Consider the following 17,797-nt stretch of genomic DNA (forward strand, 5'->3'; position numbering starts at 1 on the left):
CCGTGGCACGCGCTTTGTGGACTGTCCACAACCCCGGCCGTATGCTCGGCGCGTGACGGCCACCCCCAGGACCCCGGCGACCGCGCCGGCCCCGACCGGCCCGGCCGGCAACGCGGACAACCTCCAGCGCCTGCGCGACGGCAGCGGCCTGCTCATGTCCGCCGCGCTGCGCCGGCTCGACGACGAGATCCGCTGGTACCGCGAGCTCCCGGCCGAGGACCGCTCCTACGTGGGTCTCGTCGCGCAGTCCGGCATCACGGCGTTCGTCACGTGGTACGCGGACCCGCAGGCCCCGCCGCACGGCGTGAGCGACATCTTCGCCGCGGCCCCGCCCGAGCTCACGCGCTCGATCTCGCTCCAGAACACGCTCCAGCTCGTCCGCATCGTCGTCGAGGTCGTCGAGGCGTACTCGGACCAGCTCGCAGCGCCGGGCGGCGAGCGCGACCTGCGCGAGGCCGTGCTGCGCTACTCCCGGGAGGTGGCGTTCTCCGCGGCCGAGGTCTACGCCCGCGCCGCGGAGGTCCGGGGCGCGTGGGACGCGCGCCTGGAGGCCCTCGTCGTGGACGCGCTCATCCGCGGCGACGGCGACGACTCGCTGCGGTCGCGCGTCTCGGCGCTCGGCTGGGGCGGCCACGGCTCGACGCTCGTCATGGCGGGCACGATCGCCGCGACGCTCGACGAGGTCCGGACTGCGGAGCTGCGCCGGGCGACGCGCCGCGCGGCGGGCGACGCGCTCGTGGGCATCCACGGCGACCGGCTCGTCCTCGTGCTCGGCGGCGCGGGCGACCTCCAGGCCGCCGCGGCGTCGCTCCTGCCCCGCTTCGGCCCCGGCCCGGTCGTCATCGGGCCGACGGTCCCCGGGCTGGAGGAGGCCGCGCGCTCGGCGCAGGCCGCGCTCGCGGGGCTGCGGGCCGCGCCCGCCTGGCCGCAGGCCCCGCGCCCGGTGCTCGCCGACGACCTGCTCCCGGAGCGCGTCCTCACCGGCGACACCACGGCGCGACGCACGCTCGTCGCCCAGGCCTACCGCCCGCTCGCCGAGGCGACGGGCTCGGTGCTCGAGACGCTGTCCGCCTACCTCGGCACGGGCCGGTCGCTCGAGGCGGCGGCCCGGTCCCTGTACGTCCACCCCAACACCGTGCGCTACCGCCTGCGCAAGGTCTCGGAGATCACCGGGTGGGACCCGCTCGACGCCCGCGAGTCGTTCGTGCTGCAGGTCGCGCTCGCGCTCGGGCAGCTCTCGACGGTCCGCTGAGGAGCCGGGCGCGCCCGACGTCCCGCGGGCTCCCCGCGCGCGGCGCCTTGTAGGTTCGGCACAACCTCCCTCGGCAAGGTTGGTGCGCGTCGTGACGTGGCGCACGGCCCTCGCGTTGGCACAGTTGACGGGTGCTCGCCGTCTTGTGCCCTGGACAGGGCTCCCAGTCCCCCGGAATGCTCGCCCCCTGGCTCGAGCTGCCCGGCGTCGCCGACCAGGTCTCCGCGTTCGGCGAGGCCGCGGGCCTCGACCTGCGCGCGCACGGGACGGAGTCGGACGCCGACACGATCCGTGACACCGCCGTCGCGCAGCCGCTCATCGTCGCGTCGTCGCTCGTCGCGCTCCGCGTGATCCTCGACGGGCGCGACACCGCCGACGTCGTCGACGTGACCGCCGGGCACTCGGTCGGCGAGCTCGCCGCCGCGGCCGTCGCGGGGGCGCTGACGGACACCGGCGCCGTCGGGCTGGTCGCGCACCGCGCGCGCGCCATGGCTGCGGCCGCCGCCGCGACGCCCACCGGCATGAGCGCCGTCGTCGGGGGCGACCCGGAGGAGGTCCTCGCCGCGATCGAGGCGGCCCACCTGTGGCCCGCGAACGTCAACGGCGGCGGGCAGGTCGTCGCCGCCGGTGCCCTCGACCACCTCGCCGCCCTCGCGGAGAACCCGCCCGCGAAGGCGCGCGTCATCCCGCTCCAGGTCGCGGGCGCCTTCCACACGCCCTTCATGCAGCCGGCGCTCGAGGAGTTCGAGCCGGTCGCCGCGTCGTGGGACGTCGCCGACCCGCGCCTGCCGCTCCTGTCCAACGCCGACGGCGAGTCCTACGGGACCATCGACATCGAGGGCAGCACGTACGGCAAGGCGCGCGACGTCGTCCGCCGCCTCACCGCGCAGATCGCGGCACCCGTGCGCTGGGATTTGTGCCAGGAGACCCTCGCGGAGCTCGGCGTCACCGCGCTGCTCGAGCTCGCGCCCGGAGGCGTCCTCACGGGTCTCGCCCGCCGCTCGCTCAAGGGCGTCGAGGCCGTGGCCGTGAAGTCGCCCGACGACGTCGAGGCCGCCCGCGACCTCGTCGCCCGGCACTCGGTGGCGGCCGGCGCGGCCACGGGCGTCGACGCGTGAGCGGCGCGACCCTGCGCCAGGCCACCGGGCCGGCGCACTCGCGCATCCTGGCGATCGGCGGGGTGCGCGGCGAGAACGTCGTCACGAACGACGACATCGCCGGCCCGATCGACTCCTCCGACGAGTGGATCCGGCAGCGCACCGGGATCGTCACGCGGCGTCGTGCGGGCGCCGACGTCGACGTCCTGGACCTCTCCGAGGCCGCGGCGCGCGACGCGCTCGCCCGGGCGGGCCTCCAGGGCGCCGACGTCGACGCGGTGATCGTCTCCACGGTCACGTACTTCCACCAGACCCCCGCCGCCGCGGCGGTGCTCGCGGAGCGCCTCGGCGCGACGCCCGCCGCCGCGTTCGACGTCTCCGCCGCGTGCGCGGGCTACGCCTACGCCATCGCGCAGGCCGACGCGCTCGTGCGTGCCGGCATCGCGACGCACGTGCTCGTGGTCGGCGCGGAGAAGATGAGCGACTTCATCGACCCGACCGACCGCTCGATCTCGTTCCTCCTGGGCGACGGCGCCGGCGCCGCGATCGTCGGGCCGTCCGACACCCCGGGCATCGGCCCGACGGTGTGGGGCTCCGACGGCGGCAAGGCGCAGGCGATCCGCCAGACGCACGCGTGGTCGGACCTGCGCGAGGACCCCTCGCTCGGGTGGCCCACGCTGCGCCAGGACGGTCAGAGCGTGTTCAAGTGGGCCGCGTTCCAGATGGCCCCCGTCGCCGCCAAGGCGATGGCCGAGGCCGGGGTCGCCCCGGCCGACATCGGCGCGTTCGTGCCGCACCAGGCGAACATGCGGATCATCGACCAGATGATCAAGCAGCTCGAGCTCCCCGCGTCCGTCGCGGTCGCCCGGGACATCGCGGAGACCGGCAACACGTCGGCCGCCTCGATCCCCCTCGCGACCCGGCGCCTGCTCGACGAGGGGCAGGTCCGCTCCGGCGACCTCGCCCTCCAGATCGGGTTCGGCGCCGGGCTCGTCTACGCGGCGCAGGTGGTCGTGCTGCCGTAGGGGAGAATCACCCTGGACGGACGGCCGCCCTCCCCGCGGGGAGGACCCACGCCGTCGGCGGACCCGTCCGTCGCGCGCACCGTCTGACGAAGTACCGCCCGGCACACCCACCGGGCACCGCCACCGGGACCGGTCGCCGCCGGCCCCACGACAAGGAGAAACCATGGCCTACACCGAGCAGGAAGTCCTCGCCGGCCTCGCGGAGATCGTCGCCGAGGAGACGGGTCTGCCGACCGACGCCGTCGCGCTCGAGAAGTCCTTCACCGACGACCTCGACATCGACTCGCTGTCGATGATGACGATCGTCACCCACGCCGAGGACAAGTTCGGGGTCCGCATCCCGGACGACGAGGTCAAGAACCTCACGACGGTCGGCGACGCCGTGTCCTACATCACGGGCGCCCAGGCCTGAGCACGCCCCGCCTGCCTCGCAGGCCTGCGGGCGGGCCGGCGTCACCCACGCCGGCCCGCTCGTCCTCCCGCCCCCGCCGCAACCCCCGAGGAGCACCATGTCTGCCGCTACTGAAGTCGTCGTCACCGGCCTCGGCGCCACCACGCCGCTCGGCGGCGACGTGCCCTCCACGTGGGCCGCGGCACTGGCCGGCGAGTCCGGCGCGCGCACGCTCGAGAACGACTGGGCGGAGCGCTACGAGATCCCGGTGACGTTCGCCGCGACGATCAAGGTCGACCCGGCCGAGGTCCTCGCGCGCCCCGAGATCAAGCGCATGGACCCCTCCACGCAGTACGCGATCATCGCCGCGCGCGAGGCGTGGGCGGACGCGGGCAGCCCCGAGGTCGACGGGGACCGGCTCGGCACGGTCGTGTCGTCCGGCATCGGCGGCATCTGGACCACGCTCGACGGCTGGGACACGCTGCGGGAGCGCGGCGCGCGCCGCATGCTGCCCATGACCGTGCCCATGCTCATGCCGAACTCCCCCACCGCGTACGTCTCGCTCGAGCTCGGCGCCCGGGCGGGCGCCCACGCTCTCGTCTCCGCGTGCGCGTCCGGCGCCGAGGCGATCGGCTACGGCGTCGACATGATCCGCGCGGGCCGCGCGGACGTCGTCGTCGCCGGCGGCACCGAGGCCACGATCCACCCCATGCCGATGGCGGCCTTCGCCGCCTCGCGCACGCTCTCGCTGCGCAACGACGACCCCCAGGGCGCGTCGCGCCCGTACGACGTCGACCGTGACGGCTTCGTCATCGGCGAGGGCTCGGGCGTCGTCGTCCTCGAGAGCGCCGAGCACGCCGCGGCCCGCGGCGCCCGCGTCTACGCGCGCCTCGCCGGCGTCGGGCTGTCCTCCGACGCCTACCACATCACCTCTCCCGACCCGGAGGGGCGGGGCCAGGTCGCGGCGATGCGCCGTGCGCTCGAGGAGGCCGGTGTCACCGGACGGGACGTCGTGCACGTCAACGCGCACGCGACCTCGACCAAGGTGGGCGACCTCACCGAGACCCGCTCCATCCGCTCGCTCCTGGGCGACGACGCCGACCACGTGCTGCTCTCGGCCACCAAGTCGATGACCGGACACCTCCTCGGTGGTGCCGGCGCGCTCGAGTCGATCTTCACGATCAAGGCCGTCGCGGAGCGCCTCGCTCCCCCGACGATCAACGTGGCGAACCCCGACCCGGAGCTCCAGGTGCCGCTCGTGCGCGACACGCCCGCGCCGCTGCCGAGCGGCGACGTCGTCGCGATCAACAACTCGTTCGGCTTCGGGGGCCACAACGTCGCCCTCGCCGTGGCCAGCGTCTGACCACGCACCACGACGACGCGAAGGGCGCCTCCCCGATCTCGGGGAGGCGCCCTTCGTCGTCCCTGCGGACGGGCGTTCGTGGGCAGTCGCTGCCGACAGGCGCGCGCGAGCGTCAGCCGACGCGGTGCAGCCAGCGCACCGGCGCGCCCGCGCCGGCGTAGCGGAACGGCTCGAGCTCGTCGTCCCAGGCCTTGCCGAGCGCGAGGTGGAGGGCGTCGCGCATGGCCCAGGGCTCGCTCACCTGCTCGAGCGCGGCCCGGATCCGGTCCTCGGGCACGACGATGTTCCCGTGCACGTCCGTCTGGGCGTAGAAGATGCCGAGGTCGGGCGTGTGGGACCAGCGGCCGCCGTCGACCCCGTGGCTGGGCTCCTCGGTCACCTCGTACCGCAGGTGGGACCATCCGCGCAGCGCGGAGGCCAGCCTGGCGCCCGTCCCCTGCGGCCCCTGCCACGAGTACTCGGCCCGGTAGAGGCCGCGCGCGGCGGGCTGCTCGGTCCAGTCGAGCGACACGCGCACGCCGAGGACGTTGCCCGCGGCCCACTCCATGTGCGGGCACAGAGCACGCGGTGCTGAGTGCACGTAAAGAACACCGCGGGTGATGGCACCGGCCATGTCTGCCTCCCTAGGTCGAGGTTTCGTCTTCCCCAACGTCCTCACCCAGGGCGGATCCACAGCGCTCGCACAGGTGTCGCGGCGTGTCTCGTGCTCATCTTGCACGACATCGCGCGTGCGCGCGAGAGATCGGGCGGGCGTGCCCGGGACCGACCGGGCACAACCCCGTCAGAGGTGCTCGCGCAGCTCGCGCATCGCCTTCTTGCGCACGGAGCGGTCGAGCCGGTCCAGGTAGAGCATGCCGTCGAGGTGGTCGCACTCGTGCTGGAGGCACCGGGCCATGAGCTCGGTCCCCTCGACCACGACCTCGTTGCCGTCGAGGTCGGTGCCGACCACGCGCGCGTACCAGGCGCGACGCGTCGGGTACCAGAGGTCGGGGACCGAGAGGCAGCCCTCGTCGCCGTCCTGGTAGTCGTCGGACAGCTCGACGATGCGCGGGTTGAGCACGTACCCGATCTCGTCGTCGATGTTCCACGAGAACGCCCGGAGGTTGACGCCGATCTGGTTGGCGGCGAGCCCCGCGCGTCCCTCGTGGTCGACCGTCTCGACGAGGTCGGCGACGAGAGAGCGCACCCGGTCGTCGATGGTGGTGATCTCGTCGCAGGGGGTGCGGAGCACGGGGTCCGGGATGGTCCGGATCTCTCTCATCGCCATGGTCACCATTCTTCCATGCGCACGACGACGTCCGGCCGTCGTCCCCGGCCTCGCACCGGGGCGCGCGTCACATCCGCGCGTACCGCGCCCGCGCGAACGAGTAGAGCCCGTAGGCCGCGAAGCCCAGACCGACGGCGACGAGGAGCGCGACCCCGAACGGCTGCGCCGCGAGCGTGGCGAACGCGCTGTCGAGGCCGCCCGCCTGCTGCGGGTCGTGCTGGACCGCGGCCACGACGAACAGCACGCCCAGCACGCCGAGCGCGACGCCCTTGGCGATGTACCCGACGCGCCCGAGCGTCACCACGGCGCGGCCCAGGTGCCCGCTGGTCCCGCCCTGGAGGTCCTCGAGGAACTTCTTCCGCCACCCCTTGACGACGTGGTAGACGCCACCGGCGACGATGCCCACCCCGACCGCGCCGACGAGCAGCACGCCGCCCGGCTTCTCCATGAGGGTCGCGGTCATGCTCTCCTCCTGGCCGGAGCCGCCGGCGGACCCGGTCACGACCTGGAGGGCGATCACCCCGAGCGCCAGGTAGAGGACGGCCTTGCCCGCGGCCTTGAGCCGGTCGGACGTCTCGGCCGCGCCGCTCAGCGCGACCGTGACCTGCCACAGGGCGAGCGCCGCGAACGCCACGACGGCGAACCAGAGCAGCGCGGTGCCGCCCGGCGTCTGCGCGATCGCGGTGAGCGCACCGGTCTGGTCGGCCTGCTCGCTCGAGGCCGAGCCCGTCGCCACCTGCACGGCGAGGACGCCGACGACGAGGTGGAGCAGACCGCTCACCGCGTAGCCTCCGCGGGCCAGGAGCTCCAGGGTCTTGCTGCCGCGTGCGCCGCGTGCTGCCGCCTTGCCGGTCGAGCTCATGCTCGGTGCCACAGGACCTCCTCGGTCGTCGGGACGCCGCCCCCACCGCGCCGCCGGGTTCTCCGGCCCGCACACGGTGCCAGAACTGCGCACTCCGCGCACGCCGGACGGCGTTGCCAGGCGGCGTTGATCACGATTCGGTAACGTGCCGCGGATGCCCACGCAGAACCCCCGCCTCGCCGTGCTCGACGGACTCCGGTTCGCGGCAGCAGCTGCGGTGCTCGTCTACCACTTCGTCGCCGTCAACCACCACGCGTGGGGCGCGCGCACGAGCACCTCGCTCCCCGACGCCCAGGCCGTCACCGCCTACGGGTCCTTCGGGGTCCAGCTCTTCTTCGTCGTCAGCGGCTTCGTCATCCTCATGACGGCGTGGGGCCGCGACGTGCGCGGCTTCGTCGCGTCGCGCGCCGGGCGGCTCTTCCCCGCGTACTGGGCCTCGGTGCTGCTCACGGTGGTCCTGCTGGTGCTCGTCGTCCCCGGCCGGCGCGACGTCGACCTGCCGCAGGCGGCGGCCAACCTCACCATGGTCCAGCGCGCGTTCGGGATCCCCGACCTCGAGGCCGTCTACTGGACGCTCTGGTCCGAGCTGCGGTTCTACGTCCTCGTCGGCGTGCTCGTCGCCGTCGGCCTCACCCGGGCACGGGTCCTCGCGTTCGTCGTGCTGTGGCCCGTCGCCGGCGCGATCGCGACCCAGACCGGCTCCGAGCTGGCCGCGACGGTGCTCGTCGCCCCCGACGCCCCGCTCTTCGCGGGCGGCATGGTGCTCTACCTGCTGACCCGCGAGCGCCGCTCGCCCGTCCTCTGGCTCGCGCTCGCGCTGAACGTGCTCCTCGGTGCGGCGCTCTCCGGCCGGATCCAGTCCGGGCGCATCGAGAACAGCACCGACGTCGTCGTCTCCCCCACCGCGTGGTGGGTCGCGATCGTCGTGTGCTTCGCGCTCGTCGCCGTGGCGACGCTCACCCCGCTCGCCCGCGTCTCCTGGGGCTGGCTCACCGCGCTCGGCGCCCTCACCTACCCGCTCTACCTCGTGCACTCGTCCTGGGGACGATGGGTCATCGAGTCCGTGCACCCGTACCTCTCGCGCGCCGCGACCCTCGCGGTGGCGGTCGCGGTGTGCCTCGCCCTCGCCTGGGTGATCCACCGCGCCGTCGAACGGCCGCTCGGGCCCCGGCTGCGCCGCGCCCTCGACCGCGACCTGCGCCGCGACCTCGACCGCCCGACCCGGGCCGCCGCGTCCCGGGGCGCTCAGGACGAGGCGCTCGCCGCGAGGTAGTCGCGCAGCACCACCGCCTGGTTGTGCTGCTCGTCCCTCGCCCCGTACACCAGCGTCACCACGGGGTGCTGCCCGACGACGTCCCGCAGCTCCGCGACCGCGTCGCCGCGGGCGTCGAGCTCGGCGCGGTACCGCTCGGCGAACTCGTCGAACAGCCGCTCCTCGTGGTGGAACCAGCGCCGCAGGTCCGTCGACGGCGCGACGTCCCGGAGCCACAGGTCGACGTGCGCCGCCTCCTTGCTCACGCCGCGCGGCCACAGGCGGTCGACGAGCACGCGGAACCCGTCCTGCTCCTCGGCCGGCTCGTACACGCGCTTGGTCCGCACCGTCATGAGGCCATGACACCGCGCGGACGCTCGCGCCGCACGCGCGACGCGGAAGGGTGCCCCGTGCAGGACTTGAACCCGCGACCGAGAGATTATGAGTCTCCTGCTCTGACCAGCTGAGCTAACGGGGCGCGCGGGCGAGCATACCGCCCGTGCGGCAGGCGGTCGGAGAGCCGCTACGGTGGGGACGTGTCCTGGTTCCGCCGTCCCGCGCTGCCCGACCCTGTCCGCCGTGCGCTCGACCTCCCGGCCACCGATCGTGTCCTCGCGTCGGCGGAGCTCGCCGACGGGTCGTGGGCCGTCGCGACGCGGGCCGGGCTCCTCACGAGCGACGCCGGCGGGACGACCGTCGTCCGGCGCCTCTGGTCGGACGTCGACCGGGCGGGGTACGACCCGGAGAGCGCGACGATCACCGTCTCGTGGGTCGACGGCGCCCCTCCCCTGGCCCTGCGCCTCGCCGACCCGCGCCGCACGTCGCTCGCGCAGACGCTGCGCGAGCGCGTGCAGTCGTCGGTCGTGCTCTCCGAGACCGTGACGTTCGCCGCAGGCCTCACCGCGCGCGTCGCCGTGCGGCGAGACGCGGACGGCGAGCTCTTCTCGCAGGTCGTCGCCGACCCCGGGCTGGACCTGACGGACCCGGAGGTCGAGGCCCGGGTCGACGCGGCCGAGGGTCGGGTCCGGTCGGCGTCCGGACTACCCCTCTGAGCCTGCTAGAGTTTTCCCCGGTCGCTGCGGTGCACACCGCAACGGCCATGGTCGATCCCGCGTAGCTCAGCTGGCAGAGCATCCGACTGTTAATCGGACGGTCGTAGGTTCAAGTCCTACCGCGGGAGCCATCGCCCCCATCCGGATCCCCGGGTGGGGGTTTTCTTTTCCTCGAGCGACCCAGACGCACTCATCGCACCCGTCCGCATGCTCGTGTCCGTGCCTCCGGAGGTCGGGTCGCTGTCCGGTCGGCGGACCGGAGGCGGCGAACCTTCGCGGTGGTGGCCGGTTGAGGATCGTTACGCTCACGTCCATGCATCTGCCGTCAGCGCTCGACTCGCTCCGCGCCGGGCTCGAGTCCAGGGCCGTGGAAGCGCGTGGTGCCGCGAGGAGCCGCTGGCGGCGCCTGCAGGGGCGCCACGGTGCGTTCGCGCACGGAGAGGTCAGTGCGCGGGCGACGCGCCTCACCGAGCTCTGGGAGCGCAGGTGGCCCGGTGTCGAGCCGCTCGGGCACGTGCTGCGAGTCGAGTACCCCGACCGGTGGGTCCGGTTCCACAGTCTCCCCGAGTCGAAGCGATGCGCCGAGAACGCGGCCGACGACGAGGAGATCGTGCGGCGGCACCGCGCGGTCCTGCACGAGCTGCTCGGCTCTGCCGACTCCCGCGCCTTCCACGGCGTGTACGTCGTCGGTGTCGACTGGGACTGGCGGGACCTGGCTGCGGGCTGGACGAAGCGCCGTCTGCCCGGAGCGTGGCCCTGGCGGAGCAGCACCCCGGACGGCGACGACGCCCCTCACTACTTCTGAGCGGTGTCGGATCGGTCCCCGCAGGAGATCGACGCGCTCCTGCTCGGGGCAGCGGACGACCAGTGCCACATCGTCATCGGCGCGCACGACCTCTCGTGGCTCTACTGCCCGTACGACGGGGGCGCCGACGTCCTGCTCCCGACCGAGGCCGAACGCGACGCCCTGCGGGAGCGCCATACCGACTGGCTCTCGCCGCACCCGGGCGGGCTCTGAGCCGCACCCGGCATCGGCGGCGCCGCGGCCCTCGGAGGTCGAGCGGTGGGCGTCAGGCGATCTCGCCCTCGCGCAGCGTGCGGCGCTCGGCCTCGACGGCGAGGAGCGCGGCGAACGCCTCCTGGTACGCGGCGAGGTCGACCGACGGGTCGAGCCGCTGGAGCCGGCTCTTCGCGTCGGCGACGCGACGCGTGAGGCCCAGGTCGACGAGGCCGCGCACGACGCCCGCGACGTAGCCGCCGACGACGTTCTCCCGGTCCTCGGGCAGGGGCGCGACGGCGAGCTCGGTCACGAGGCCGCGCACGGGCTCGGCTGCCTGCTCGACGACCGCCTCGACCCAGTGCCCGGCGCCGAGCGACCTGCCCTCGCGCACGCCGCCCGCGGCGCGGATCGCGGCGTGGACGGCGCGCCACGCGGGGACGGCGAACGCGTCCTCGCCGAGGTCGTCGAACATCGGCGGCACGTGCTGGGGGTACTGGAGGACGGCGGCGAGCGCGAGTCGCTCCCGGCGCGCGACGGGGTCGCGCGGGTCGGGCAGGGGCAGCGCGGGGACCTCGGGCTCAGGCGGCCGGGCCTCGGCGCCGGGGCGGGCGTCGTCGGGCCGGGAGGTCCGCACGGGCCCGGGTGCGCTGCCGCGCTTGGCGGCCGCGGCGACCTCGCGCCGGACGCGCTCCGCGTCGGTGCCGATCCAGCCGGCGAGCATGCGCGCGTACTCGGGCCGCAGCGCGGTGTCGCGGATGCCGGCGACGACGGGGGCGGCCGCGCGCAGGGCGCCGACGCGCCCCTCGGCCGTGTCGAGGTCGAACGAGGCGAGCGTCGTGCGGATGACGAACTCGAAGAGCGGCTGGCGGCCGTCGACGAGCGCGCGCACCGCGTCCGGCCCGCGCGCCATGCGCAGCTCGCAGGGGTCCATGCCGCTCGGCTCGACGGCCACGAACGTCTGGGCGTAGAAGCGTTGGTCCTCGCCGAACGCCCGCACGGCGGCCTTCTGGCCCGCGGCGTCGCCGTCGAACGTGAAGACGACCTCTCCCCCGACGGACGCGCCCGACGCGAGCTGCATGCCGCCGCCCGCGGTCGTGTCGCCGAGGAGGCGCCGCACGATGCGCGCGTGGTCCGAGCCGAACGCGGTGCCGCACGTCGCGACGGCCGTCGTCACGCCGGACAGGTGCGCAGCCATGACGTCCGTGTACCCCTCGACGACGACGACGCGCTTCTGCTTCGCGATCTCGCGCTTGGCGAGGTCGATGCCGTAGAGCACGTGCGACTTCTTGTAGAGCGTGGTCTCGGGCGTGTTGAGGTACTTGGGGCCCTGGTCCTCGTCGTAGAGGCGGCGCGCGCCGAACCCGATGATCTCGCCGGTCACGTCGCGGATGGGCCACATGAGCCGGCCGCGGAACCGGTCGTAGATGCCGCGCTGCCCCTGGCTCATGAGGCCGGAGGCGACGAGCTCCGCCTGCGTGAAGCCCCGGCCCTGGAGGTGGCGCTGGAGGTTGTCCCAGCCGGTCGGCGCGTACCCGACGCCGAAGTGCTCGGCGTCGGCCCGCTCGAAGCTGCGCTCGGCGAGGAACGCGCGCGCGGCCTGGGCGCCCGGGGCGAAGAGCTGCTCGGAGAAGTACTGGGCCGCGACGCGGTGCGCCTCGAGCAGGCGCTGGCGGCGGCCGGGCTCCTCGCGCGGGCGCTGCGGGCCGCCGGAGTCCTCATAGCGGAGCTGGATGCCGATGCGGTCCGCGAGGTACTCGACGGCCTCGACGAACGTCAGGCCGTCGATCTTCTGCACGAACGAGATGACGTCGCCGCCCTCGCCGCAGCCGAAGCAGTGCCAGCGCCCGACGCCGGGACGCACGTGGAACGACGGCGAGCGCTCGTCGTGGAACGGGCACAGGCCCTTGAGCGAGCCGACGCCTGCGGTCTTGAGCGTGACGTGCGCGGAGACGATCTCGTCGATCCGCGCGCGGTCGCGGACGGCTTCCACGTCCTCGCGTCGAATCAGGCCTGCCACGAGGCGAGTCTATGCGCCCCGGGCCGGCCCGGCGGGTGCCCCGGTGGCGGCGTCCGTCACCCCGGCGCCGGTCCCCGCCGCCGCCCCCACGAGGGCCGCGCGCGACGCCGCGCAGCGGCGCGCGTACGCGCCCGGGGTGACGCCCGTCGCGCGCGCGAAGTCCGCCCCGAGATGGGCCTGGTCGTAGTAGCCGACGGCGGTAGCGAGCCCCGCGAGGTCCTGGCCCGGGTCCGCCGCCAGGAGGTCCGCGGCGAGGTGCACGCGGTGCCGCTGGAGCACCCACTTGGGGCTCACGCCGACGGACGCGGCGAACAGCCGCTGCAGCGAGCGCGCGGACGTGCCGACGACGTCCGCGAGGTCCCCCACGCCCGCCCCCGGCCCGAGCTCGCCGCCGACGAGCGCCGCGAACGCCCGCGCGACCCGGTCGAGGTCGCGCCTCGCGCGTGCGGTGCGGACCCGCTCGGCCCGGGCGCGCAGCAGGGGCTCGACCGTCCGCGCGGCCTCCTCGTCGCGGCCGGTGACCGCCAGGGCGAGCGCGGCGGCGCCGGCGCGCTCCGCCGTCGGGCCGAGCAGCGCCGCGGCCGAGACCTGCACGCCCGGACGCACGGCGTCCGGGTGGCCGAGCAGCACCCGGAAGGCGCCCGGCCGGAGCTTGGTGCCGACGACGGCGCCCGACCCGGTCAGGGTGCGCTCGAACAGCCCCGGAGGGATCCCGTGCGCGACGTACCCCGACTCCTCGGCCACGACGTTCGCCACCGGGTGGGGCACGAGGACCTGCGTGAACGCCGCGCCGGGCGGCAGGTCCCACCGCACGACCCAGTGCCGCTCCACCAGGTCCGCGAGGTCGGGGGCGGGCTCGACGCGCACCAGCTCGAAGCCGCGCCGCGCGGCCGCGGGGTCGACGAGGCCGCGGACGGACGTCGTCGGGCGCCGGGGCTCCGCAGAGGCGCCGGCACCAGCGGGTTCGAACACCTGTCGCATTCCTCCAAGACTGGCACGGCCCGCCGACACGAGCATGAGGGGACGGCCCGCCCCGGGTGGGCGGGGAACCACGAGGAGGAGGACACCATGGAGATGTCGGCACTGCACCCCAACGTCACGGTGAGCGGCGCGCGCGAGGCCATCGCGTTCTACGAGGCCGCGCTCGGCGCCGAGGTGGTCGACACGATCACGGCGGGCGACGCCGTCATCCACTCCGACCTGCGGCTCGTCTCCCCGGCGGGGACCAGCACGTTCACCGTCGCGGAGGCGTTCCCGCCGGACTCGGTCGCGCCGGAGCCCGGCGCCCCGACGCACGCGTCGTTCACCGTCCCGGTCGAGGACACCGACGCCGCGTACGCGCGGGCGCTCGCGGCCGGCGCGTCGAGCCTCGCGGAACCGTCGGACTGGTTCGAGGGGTTCCGCCAGGCGGCGGTGCGCGACCCGTTCGGGCACCGCTGGTACTTCGCGACCGTCGCCGAGTCGGTGACGGCCGAGGACGTGCAGCGCGCGAGCGACGCGTGGGTCGCCGAGCGCGGCTGACGCGGCCCGTGCGCCCGCCGGTCAGGCGGGCGGGCGCACGAGCCGCGCGTGGAGCTGCATCGCGGAGACGTCGGTGAGCGACGCGACCTGGTCGATCACCACGCGCAGGCGGGCCGCGTCGTCGGGCGCCGCCTCCCAGTCCGCCGCGAACGACGGCTCGAGCGCGACGGGCGCGCGGTCGCCCAGGACGTGCACCAGGTCGGCGATCACCTCGCGCTGGCGCTGGTAGAGCGGCTCCTGCTCGCGCGGCGCCATGACGTACGCGACCGCGACGCCCTTGAGCACGAGGATCTCGGCGACCGTCTCGTCCGGCACGACGAGCCGCGCCGCGTAGCGCGTGAGCGGGCCGTCCCCGAACAGCGCGCGCGTCGCGTCCTGGGCCGCGCCCGTGAACCGGCCGATGAGCTGGCTCGTGGCGTCCTTGAGCGCGGCGAGCGCGCGGCGCGACCCGTCGAACCCGGTGACCAGGTGCCCGGTGCCCTGGAGCCGGGTGATCGCCTCGTCGAGCGCCGCCTCGTCGTACGCGGTGCCGTACCAGGAGTGGACGGCGCGCACGACGCGCGCGCGCTCGTCGGGGTCGTCGAGCACGGCGAGCTCGATGCGCCCGCCGACGACGGCGTCCTCGACGTCGTGCACGGAGTACGACACGTCGTCCGCCAGGTCCATGACCTGCGCCTCGAGGCACTTCACCTGCGCGGGCGCCCCGGCGCGCAGCCAGTCGAACACCGGGCGGTCGTCCTCGTAGACGCCGAACTTGTGGGTGGGCCGACCGTCCGCGCGCAGCGGCGCCTCGCCCGCGCCCCACGGGTACTTGACGCTCGCGTCGAGGCTCGCGCGCGTGAGGTTGAGCCCGTACGACCGGCCGTCCTCCACGACCTTGGGCTCGAGCCGCGTGAGGAGGCGCAGCGTCTGCGCGTTGCCCTCGAACCCGCCGACGTCGACCGCGAGGTCCGCGAGCGCCCGCTCGCCGTTGTGCCCGAACGGCGGGTGCCCGAGGTCGTGCGCGAGGCACGCGGTGTCGACGATGTCCGGGTCGCAGCCGAGCGCCTTGCCGATCTCGCGGCCCACCTGCGCGACCTCGAGCGTGTGCGTGAGGCGGGTGCGGACGAAGTCGTCGCTGCCCGGCCCGAGCACCTGCGTCTTGGCGCCGAGGCGGCGCAGGGCGGAGGAGTGCACGATGCGCGCGCGGTCGCGCTCGAACGGCGTGCGGGCCCGGGACTTCGCGGACTCGACGAACCACCGCTCGGTATCGGCGTCGGAGTACGACGCCGTGCCCTCCTCGCCGCGCGCCGGGCGCGGGCCGGTCCCCACGACCGCGGGGTCGAACGCCTGCTGCTCGAACGTCTGCACGGGCCCCAGCGTAACGACGCCGGTCGGCACCCGGCGGACGGCGGGCGGGCCGCCGCGGGCGTACCCTCCGGCGTATGGGTGCAGCGCGTGCGCTCGAGCTGCGGGCCGTCACCGTCGACGGCCTGGTCGAGGTCGTCCCGTACGTGGACGGCCGGTCGCTCGTGGACGTCGTCGGACGGTTCGAGTCGGCGCGCGGGTACTCCCCCGCGGGCGCGTACGGCGGGCTGGTCCCCGCGTTCTTCCGCTACGGCGACGCCGCGCACCAGTGGTACGGGCGGGGTCGCGTGCCCGCGGGCGGGCGGGCGTGGGTGCTCGCGTGCGACTGCCACGAGGCGGGGTGCTGGCCGTTCGAGGTGGCGGTCGACTCCGACGCGACGACCGTCACGTGGCGCGACCTCACGCAGCCGTTCCGTCCCGAGTGGGACTACTCCGCGCTCGGGCCCTTCACGTTCGACCGCGCGCAGTACGACGACGCGGTGCGCGCGGTCGCGCACCTGTTCGGCTAGGGCAGCCGCCACACCCCGACGGCCGGGCCGTCGCCCGCGAGCCGGGCGCCGCCGTCGTGCGTCGTCAGGGTCAGCGCGCCGTGCAGCCGCTCGGGCTCCCCGCGTCCCGCGAGCGCGGGGTGCAGCGTGACGCCGTCCCACGGCGCGCGGACGAGCGCGACGAGCACGCGCTCCTCGGGCGTCTCCCGGAGGTAGACGAGGGCGTCGTCGGCGACGTGCACCCAGCGCAGGCCGCCGCGGCGCAGCGCGTCCGAGCCGCGGCGCACCGCGATGAGCGCCCGGTACAGGTCGAACGTCGCGCCGTCCCAGCGCCCCTGGGCCGAGCCCGCGTCGTCCCACGGCATGGTCGCGCGCGCGTGCTCGCCGTTGAGGCCCGTGAGCCCCACCTCGTCGCCCGCGAAGACGACGGGCGTGCCCGGGTAGGTGAGCAGGAGCGTCGCCGCGACCTCGACCATCTCGCGCGAGCCGACGATCGAGCGCAGCCGCGGGGTGTCGTGCGAGCCGAGCATGTTCCACTGCGACGCGGTCACGCGCCACGGCAGCACGGCGTCGAACTCGCGCATCGTCTCCACGACCGCCGGCCCGGCCCGGCGCGGCGTGCGCACGGGCAGCCCGAGGTAGGGCACGGGCGAGTGCGCGGGAGACAGCCAGGTCCACGCCGGGCGCGTGAACGCCGAGTAGTTCATGTTCGCGTGCCAGCCGTCGCCCGCGAGGTCGCCGGACGCGTCGTGGAAGTGCTCGGCGACGAGAGCGGCCTCCGGGTTCACGCCCCGCATCGTCGAACGCAGGCGCCGCGCGACGTCGAGCGTGCGGTCCTCGGCGCCGAAGCGCCCCGTCATGTTGGCGACGTCGATGCGCCACCCGTCGAGGCCGAACGGCTCGCGCAGGTAGCGCCCGACGACGGACCCGGGCCCGTCGATCATGCGCGCCCCGAGCTCGGCCGAGCCGTACGACAGCTTCGGCAGCGACGCGTGCTCGAGCCAGCCCACGTACCCGGGCTCGCCGTCGGTCCAGTAGTAGAAGTCGCGCTCCGGCGCGCCGGGGTCGGCGAGCGCCCGCGCGAACCACTCGTGCCCGGCGCCCGTGTGGTTCGTCGTGAGGTCGCCCATGACGCGCAGCCCGCGCGCGTGCGCGGCGCGGATCAGCGACGCGTACGCCGCGTCGCCGCCGAGCAGCGGGTCGACGTGGTCGAACGTGCTCGCGTCGTAGCGGTGGTTGGAGCGCCCCGGGAAGACGGGCGTCGTGTAGAGCGTCGTGACGCCGAGCGCCACGAGGTGGTCGAGCCGCTCCTCGACCCCGGCGAGGTCGCCCCCGTAGTACTGCGTGCCGACGTCGGGCCCCGCGCCGTGCGGCTCGTCGTCCCAGGCCGCGGGGACGGCCCACTCCGGCAGCGGACGCCCGTCGGCCCCGGCCGAGCGCGCGAACCGGTCGGGGAAGACCTGGTACACGACGCCGTCGCGCATCCACGCGGGCGCGCCCTCGTGGACGGTGAGGCGGAAGTCCGCGGCGTCGGGCACGTCGCGGTCCCACACCCCCCGGCCGTTGAGCCAGCGGTAGCCGCGCTCGCCCTCGTCGAGGAAGAACCGGTAGCCGGTCACCGGGTTGTGCACGAGGACCTCGGCGACGTACCAGTCCTCGTGCTCGTCCGAGCGGTCGAGGCGCGCCGGGGCGAGGCGCGGCTCGCCGTCGCGCACGGTGCGCAGCCACACGTCGCGCACGCCGGCCGACCGGGGCACGCGCACGCGGACGGGGACCGTGTCCCCGAGGGCGGGGACGCCCTCGGGGACGTACAGCGCCGAGCCGTCGTGGTGCGGGACGGGGGTGGCGACGTCGTGCACGCGG

The 17,797-nt window shown here is 75.1% G+C and carries 19 protein-coding genes and 2 tRNA genes; 12 read left to right on the forward strand and 9 right to left on the reverse strand.

Going from position 1 to position 17,797, the window contains the following annotated elements; all coding sequences use genetic code 11:
• Positions 1 to 52: 52 nt before the first annotated feature.
• From RSE42_RS11700 to RSE42_RS11720, 5 genes are all read left to right on the forward strand, one after another.
• Positions 53 to 1,252, forward strand: coding sequence for a PucR family transcriptional regulator (locus RSE42_RS11700; RefSeq protein WP_415296323.1), 1,200 nt, complete (start codon positions 53 to 55; stop codon positions 1,250 to 1,252).
• Between the two features lie 131 nt (positions 1,253 to 1,383).
• Entirely contained in the window at positions 1,384 to 2,370 is a 987-nt protein-coding gene (locus tag RSE42_RS11705; RefSeq protein ID WP_114553198.1) for an ACP S-malonyltransferase, read from the forward strand.
• Positions 2,367 to 3,374 (forward strand): beta-ketoacyl-ACP synthase III, encoded by a 1,008-nt coding sequence (locus tag RSE42_RS11710; protein ID WP_034651764.1) that lies wholly within the window; start codon positions 2,367 to 2,369, stop codon positions 3,372 to 3,374. The genes RSE42_RS11705 and RSE42_RS11710 overlap by 4 nt, the downstream gene beginning before the upstream one ends.
• Positions 3,375 to 3,537: 163 nt before the next feature.
• Positions 3,538 to 3,786 (forward strand): acyl carrier protein, encoded by a 249-nt coding sequence (locus RSE42_RS11715; protein ID WP_415296325.1) that lies wholly within the window; start codon positions 3,538 to 3,540, stop codon positions 3,784 to 3,786.
• Positions 3,787 to 3,883: 97 nt separating this feature from the next.
• Positions 3,884 to 5,128 (forward strand): beta-ketoacyl-[acyl-carrier-protein] synthase family protein, encoded by a 1,245-nt coding sequence (locus RSE42_RS11720; RefSeq protein ID WP_034651767.1) that lies wholly within the window; start codon positions 3,884 to 3,886, stop codon positions 5,126 to 5,128.
• Between the two features lie 112 nt (positions 5,129 to 5,240).
• Here the strand turns inward: RSE42_RS11720 and RSE42_RS11725 are convergent, their stop codons facing one another.
• The 3 genes from RSE42_RS11725 to RSE42_RS11735 form a co-directional block, all read right to left on the reverse strand.
• Positions 5,241 to 5,741: a DUF3145 domain-containing protein gene (locus RSE42_RS11725; protein ID WP_021481145.1), complete on the reverse strand. Its 501-nt coding sequence runs from the start codon at positions 5,739 to 5,741 to the stop codon at positions 5,241 to 5,243.
• Between the two features lie 168 nt (positions 5,742 to 5,909).
• Complete coding sequence (gene def / locus RSE42_RS11730; RefSeq protein ID WP_021481144.1) at positions 5,910 to 6,395, reverse strand: peptide deformylase; 486 nt, start codon at positions 6,393 to 6,395, stop codon at positions 5,910 to 5,912.
• Positions 6,396 to 6,462: 67 nt separating this feature from the next.
• Positions 6,463 to 7,269, reverse strand: a complete 807-nt coding sequence (locus tag RSE42_RS11735) for a DUF1206 domain-containing protein (RefSeq protein WP_255434713.1) — start codon at positions 7,267 to 7,269, stop codon at positions 6,463 to 6,465.
• A gap of 142 nt (positions 7,270 to 7,411) precedes the next feature.
• On the opposite strand from RSE42_RS11735, the gene RSE42_RS11740 reads away from it, so the two are divergent.
• Positions 7,412 to 8,530: an acyltransferase family protein gene (locus RSE42_RS11740; protein ID WP_415296328.1), complete on the forward strand. Its 1,119-nt coding sequence runs from the start codon at positions 7,412 to 7,414 to the stop codon at positions 8,528 to 8,530.
• On the opposite strand, the gene RSE42_RS11745 is transcribed toward RSE42_RS11740, so the two are convergent.
• Complete coding sequence (locus RSE42_RS11745; protein ID WP_216607983.1) at positions 8,503 to 8,862, reverse strand: DUF488 domain-containing protein; 360 nt, start codon at positions 8,860 to 8,862, stop codon at positions 8,503 to 8,505. The two genes, RSE42_RS11740 and RSE42_RS11745, sit on opposite strands and share 28 nt — an antisense overlap.
• A gap of 51 nt (positions 8,863 to 8,913) precedes the next feature.
• Positions 8,914 to 8,987: transfer RNA gene (locus tag RSE42_RS11750), tRNA-Ile, on the reverse strand.
• Positions 8,988 to 9,045: 58 nt separating this feature from the next.
• On the opposite strand from RSE42_RS11750, the gene RSE42_RS11755 reads away from it, so the two are divergent.
• The 4 genes from RSE42_RS11755 to RSE42_RS11770 all read left to right on the forward strand — a co-directional run bounded on the left by RSE42_RS11755 (position 9,046) and on the right by RSE42_RS11770 (position 10,579).
• Positions 9,046 to 9,561: a hypothetical protein gene (locus RSE42_RS11755; RefSeq protein WP_043654924.1), complete on the forward strand. Its 516-nt coding sequence runs from the start codon at positions 9,046 to 9,048 to the stop codon at positions 9,559 to 9,561.
• A gap of 55 nt (positions 9,562 to 9,616) precedes the next feature.
• A tRNA-Asn gene (locus RSE42_RS11760) sits at positions 9,617 to 9,692 on the forward strand.
• Between the two features lie 182 nt (positions 9,693 to 9,874).
• Complete coding sequence (locus RSE42_RS11765) at positions 9,875 to 10,366, forward strand: hypothetical protein (protein WP_396052056.1); 492 nt, start codon at positions 9,875 to 9,877, stop codon at positions 10,364 to 10,366.
• Positions 10,367 to 10,369: 3 nt separating this feature from the next.
• Entirely contained in the window at positions 10,370 to 10,579 is a 210-nt protein-coding gene (locus RSE42_RS11770; protein WP_396052058.1) for a hypothetical protein, read from the forward strand.
• 52 nt (positions 10,580 to 10,631) lie between these two features.
• Here the strand turns inward: RSE42_RS11770 and dnaG are convergent, their stop codons facing one another.
• Positions 10,632 to 12,578: a DNA primase gene (gene dnaG / locus RSE42_RS11775; RefSeq protein ID WP_086151085.1), complete on the reverse strand. Its 1,947-nt coding sequence runs from the start codon at positions 12,576 to 12,578 to the stop codon at positions 10,632 to 10,634.
• Between the two features lie 9 nt (positions 12,579 to 12,587).
• Positions 12,588 to 13,550: a helix-turn-helix domain-containing protein gene (locus RSE42_RS11780; RefSeq protein WP_415296331.1), complete on the reverse strand. Its 963-nt coding sequence runs from the start codon at positions 13,548 to 13,550 to the stop codon at positions 12,588 to 12,590.
• A 96-nt stretch (positions 13,551 to 13,646) separates the two neighbouring features.
• On the opposite strand from RSE42_RS11780, the gene RSE42_RS11785 reads away from it, so the two are divergent.
• Positions 13,647 to 14,099 (forward strand): VOC family protein, encoded by a 453-nt coding sequence (locus RSE42_RS11785; protein ID WP_061268625.1) that lies wholly within the window; start codon positions 13,647 to 13,649, stop codon positions 14,097 to 14,099.
• A gap of 21 nt (positions 14,100 to 14,120) precedes the next feature.
• Here RSE42_RS11785 and RSE42_RS11790 read toward each other — a convergent pair whose 3' ends face one another.
• A complete protein-coding gene (locus RSE42_RS11790; protein ID WP_249355971.1) occupies positions 14,121 to 15,410 on the reverse strand; it encodes a deoxyguanosinetriphosphate triphosphohydrolase in 1,290 nt (429 codons plus the stop codon).
• Between the two features lie 113 nt (positions 15,411 to 15,523).
• Here RSE42_RS11790 and RSE42_RS11795 point away from each other — a divergent pair, with 113 nt between their 5' ends.
• Complete coding sequence (locus RSE42_RS11795) at positions 15,524 to 15,955, forward strand: hypothetical protein (protein ID WP_144722552.1); 432 nt, start codon at positions 15,524 to 15,526, stop codon at positions 15,953 to 15,955.
• Here RSE42_RS11795 and RSE42_RS11800 read toward each other — a convergent pair.
• Positions 15,952 to 17,793: a glycoside hydrolase family 13 protein gene (locus tag RSE42_RS11800; RefSeq protein ID WP_144722553.1), complete on the reverse strand. Its 1,842-nt coding sequence runs from the start codon at positions 17,791 to 17,793 to the stop codon at positions 15,952 to 15,954. The two genes, RSE42_RS11795 and RSE42_RS11800, sit on opposite strands and share 4 nt — an antisense overlap.
• Positions 17,794 to 17,797: the final 4 nt, after the last annotated feature.

This window comes from Cellulosimicrobium sp. SJTW-1, from assembly GCF_047716875.1.
GTDB lineage: Bacteria > Actinomycetota > Actinomycetes > Actinomycetales > Cellulomonadaceae > Cellulosimicrobium > Cellulosimicrobium funkei.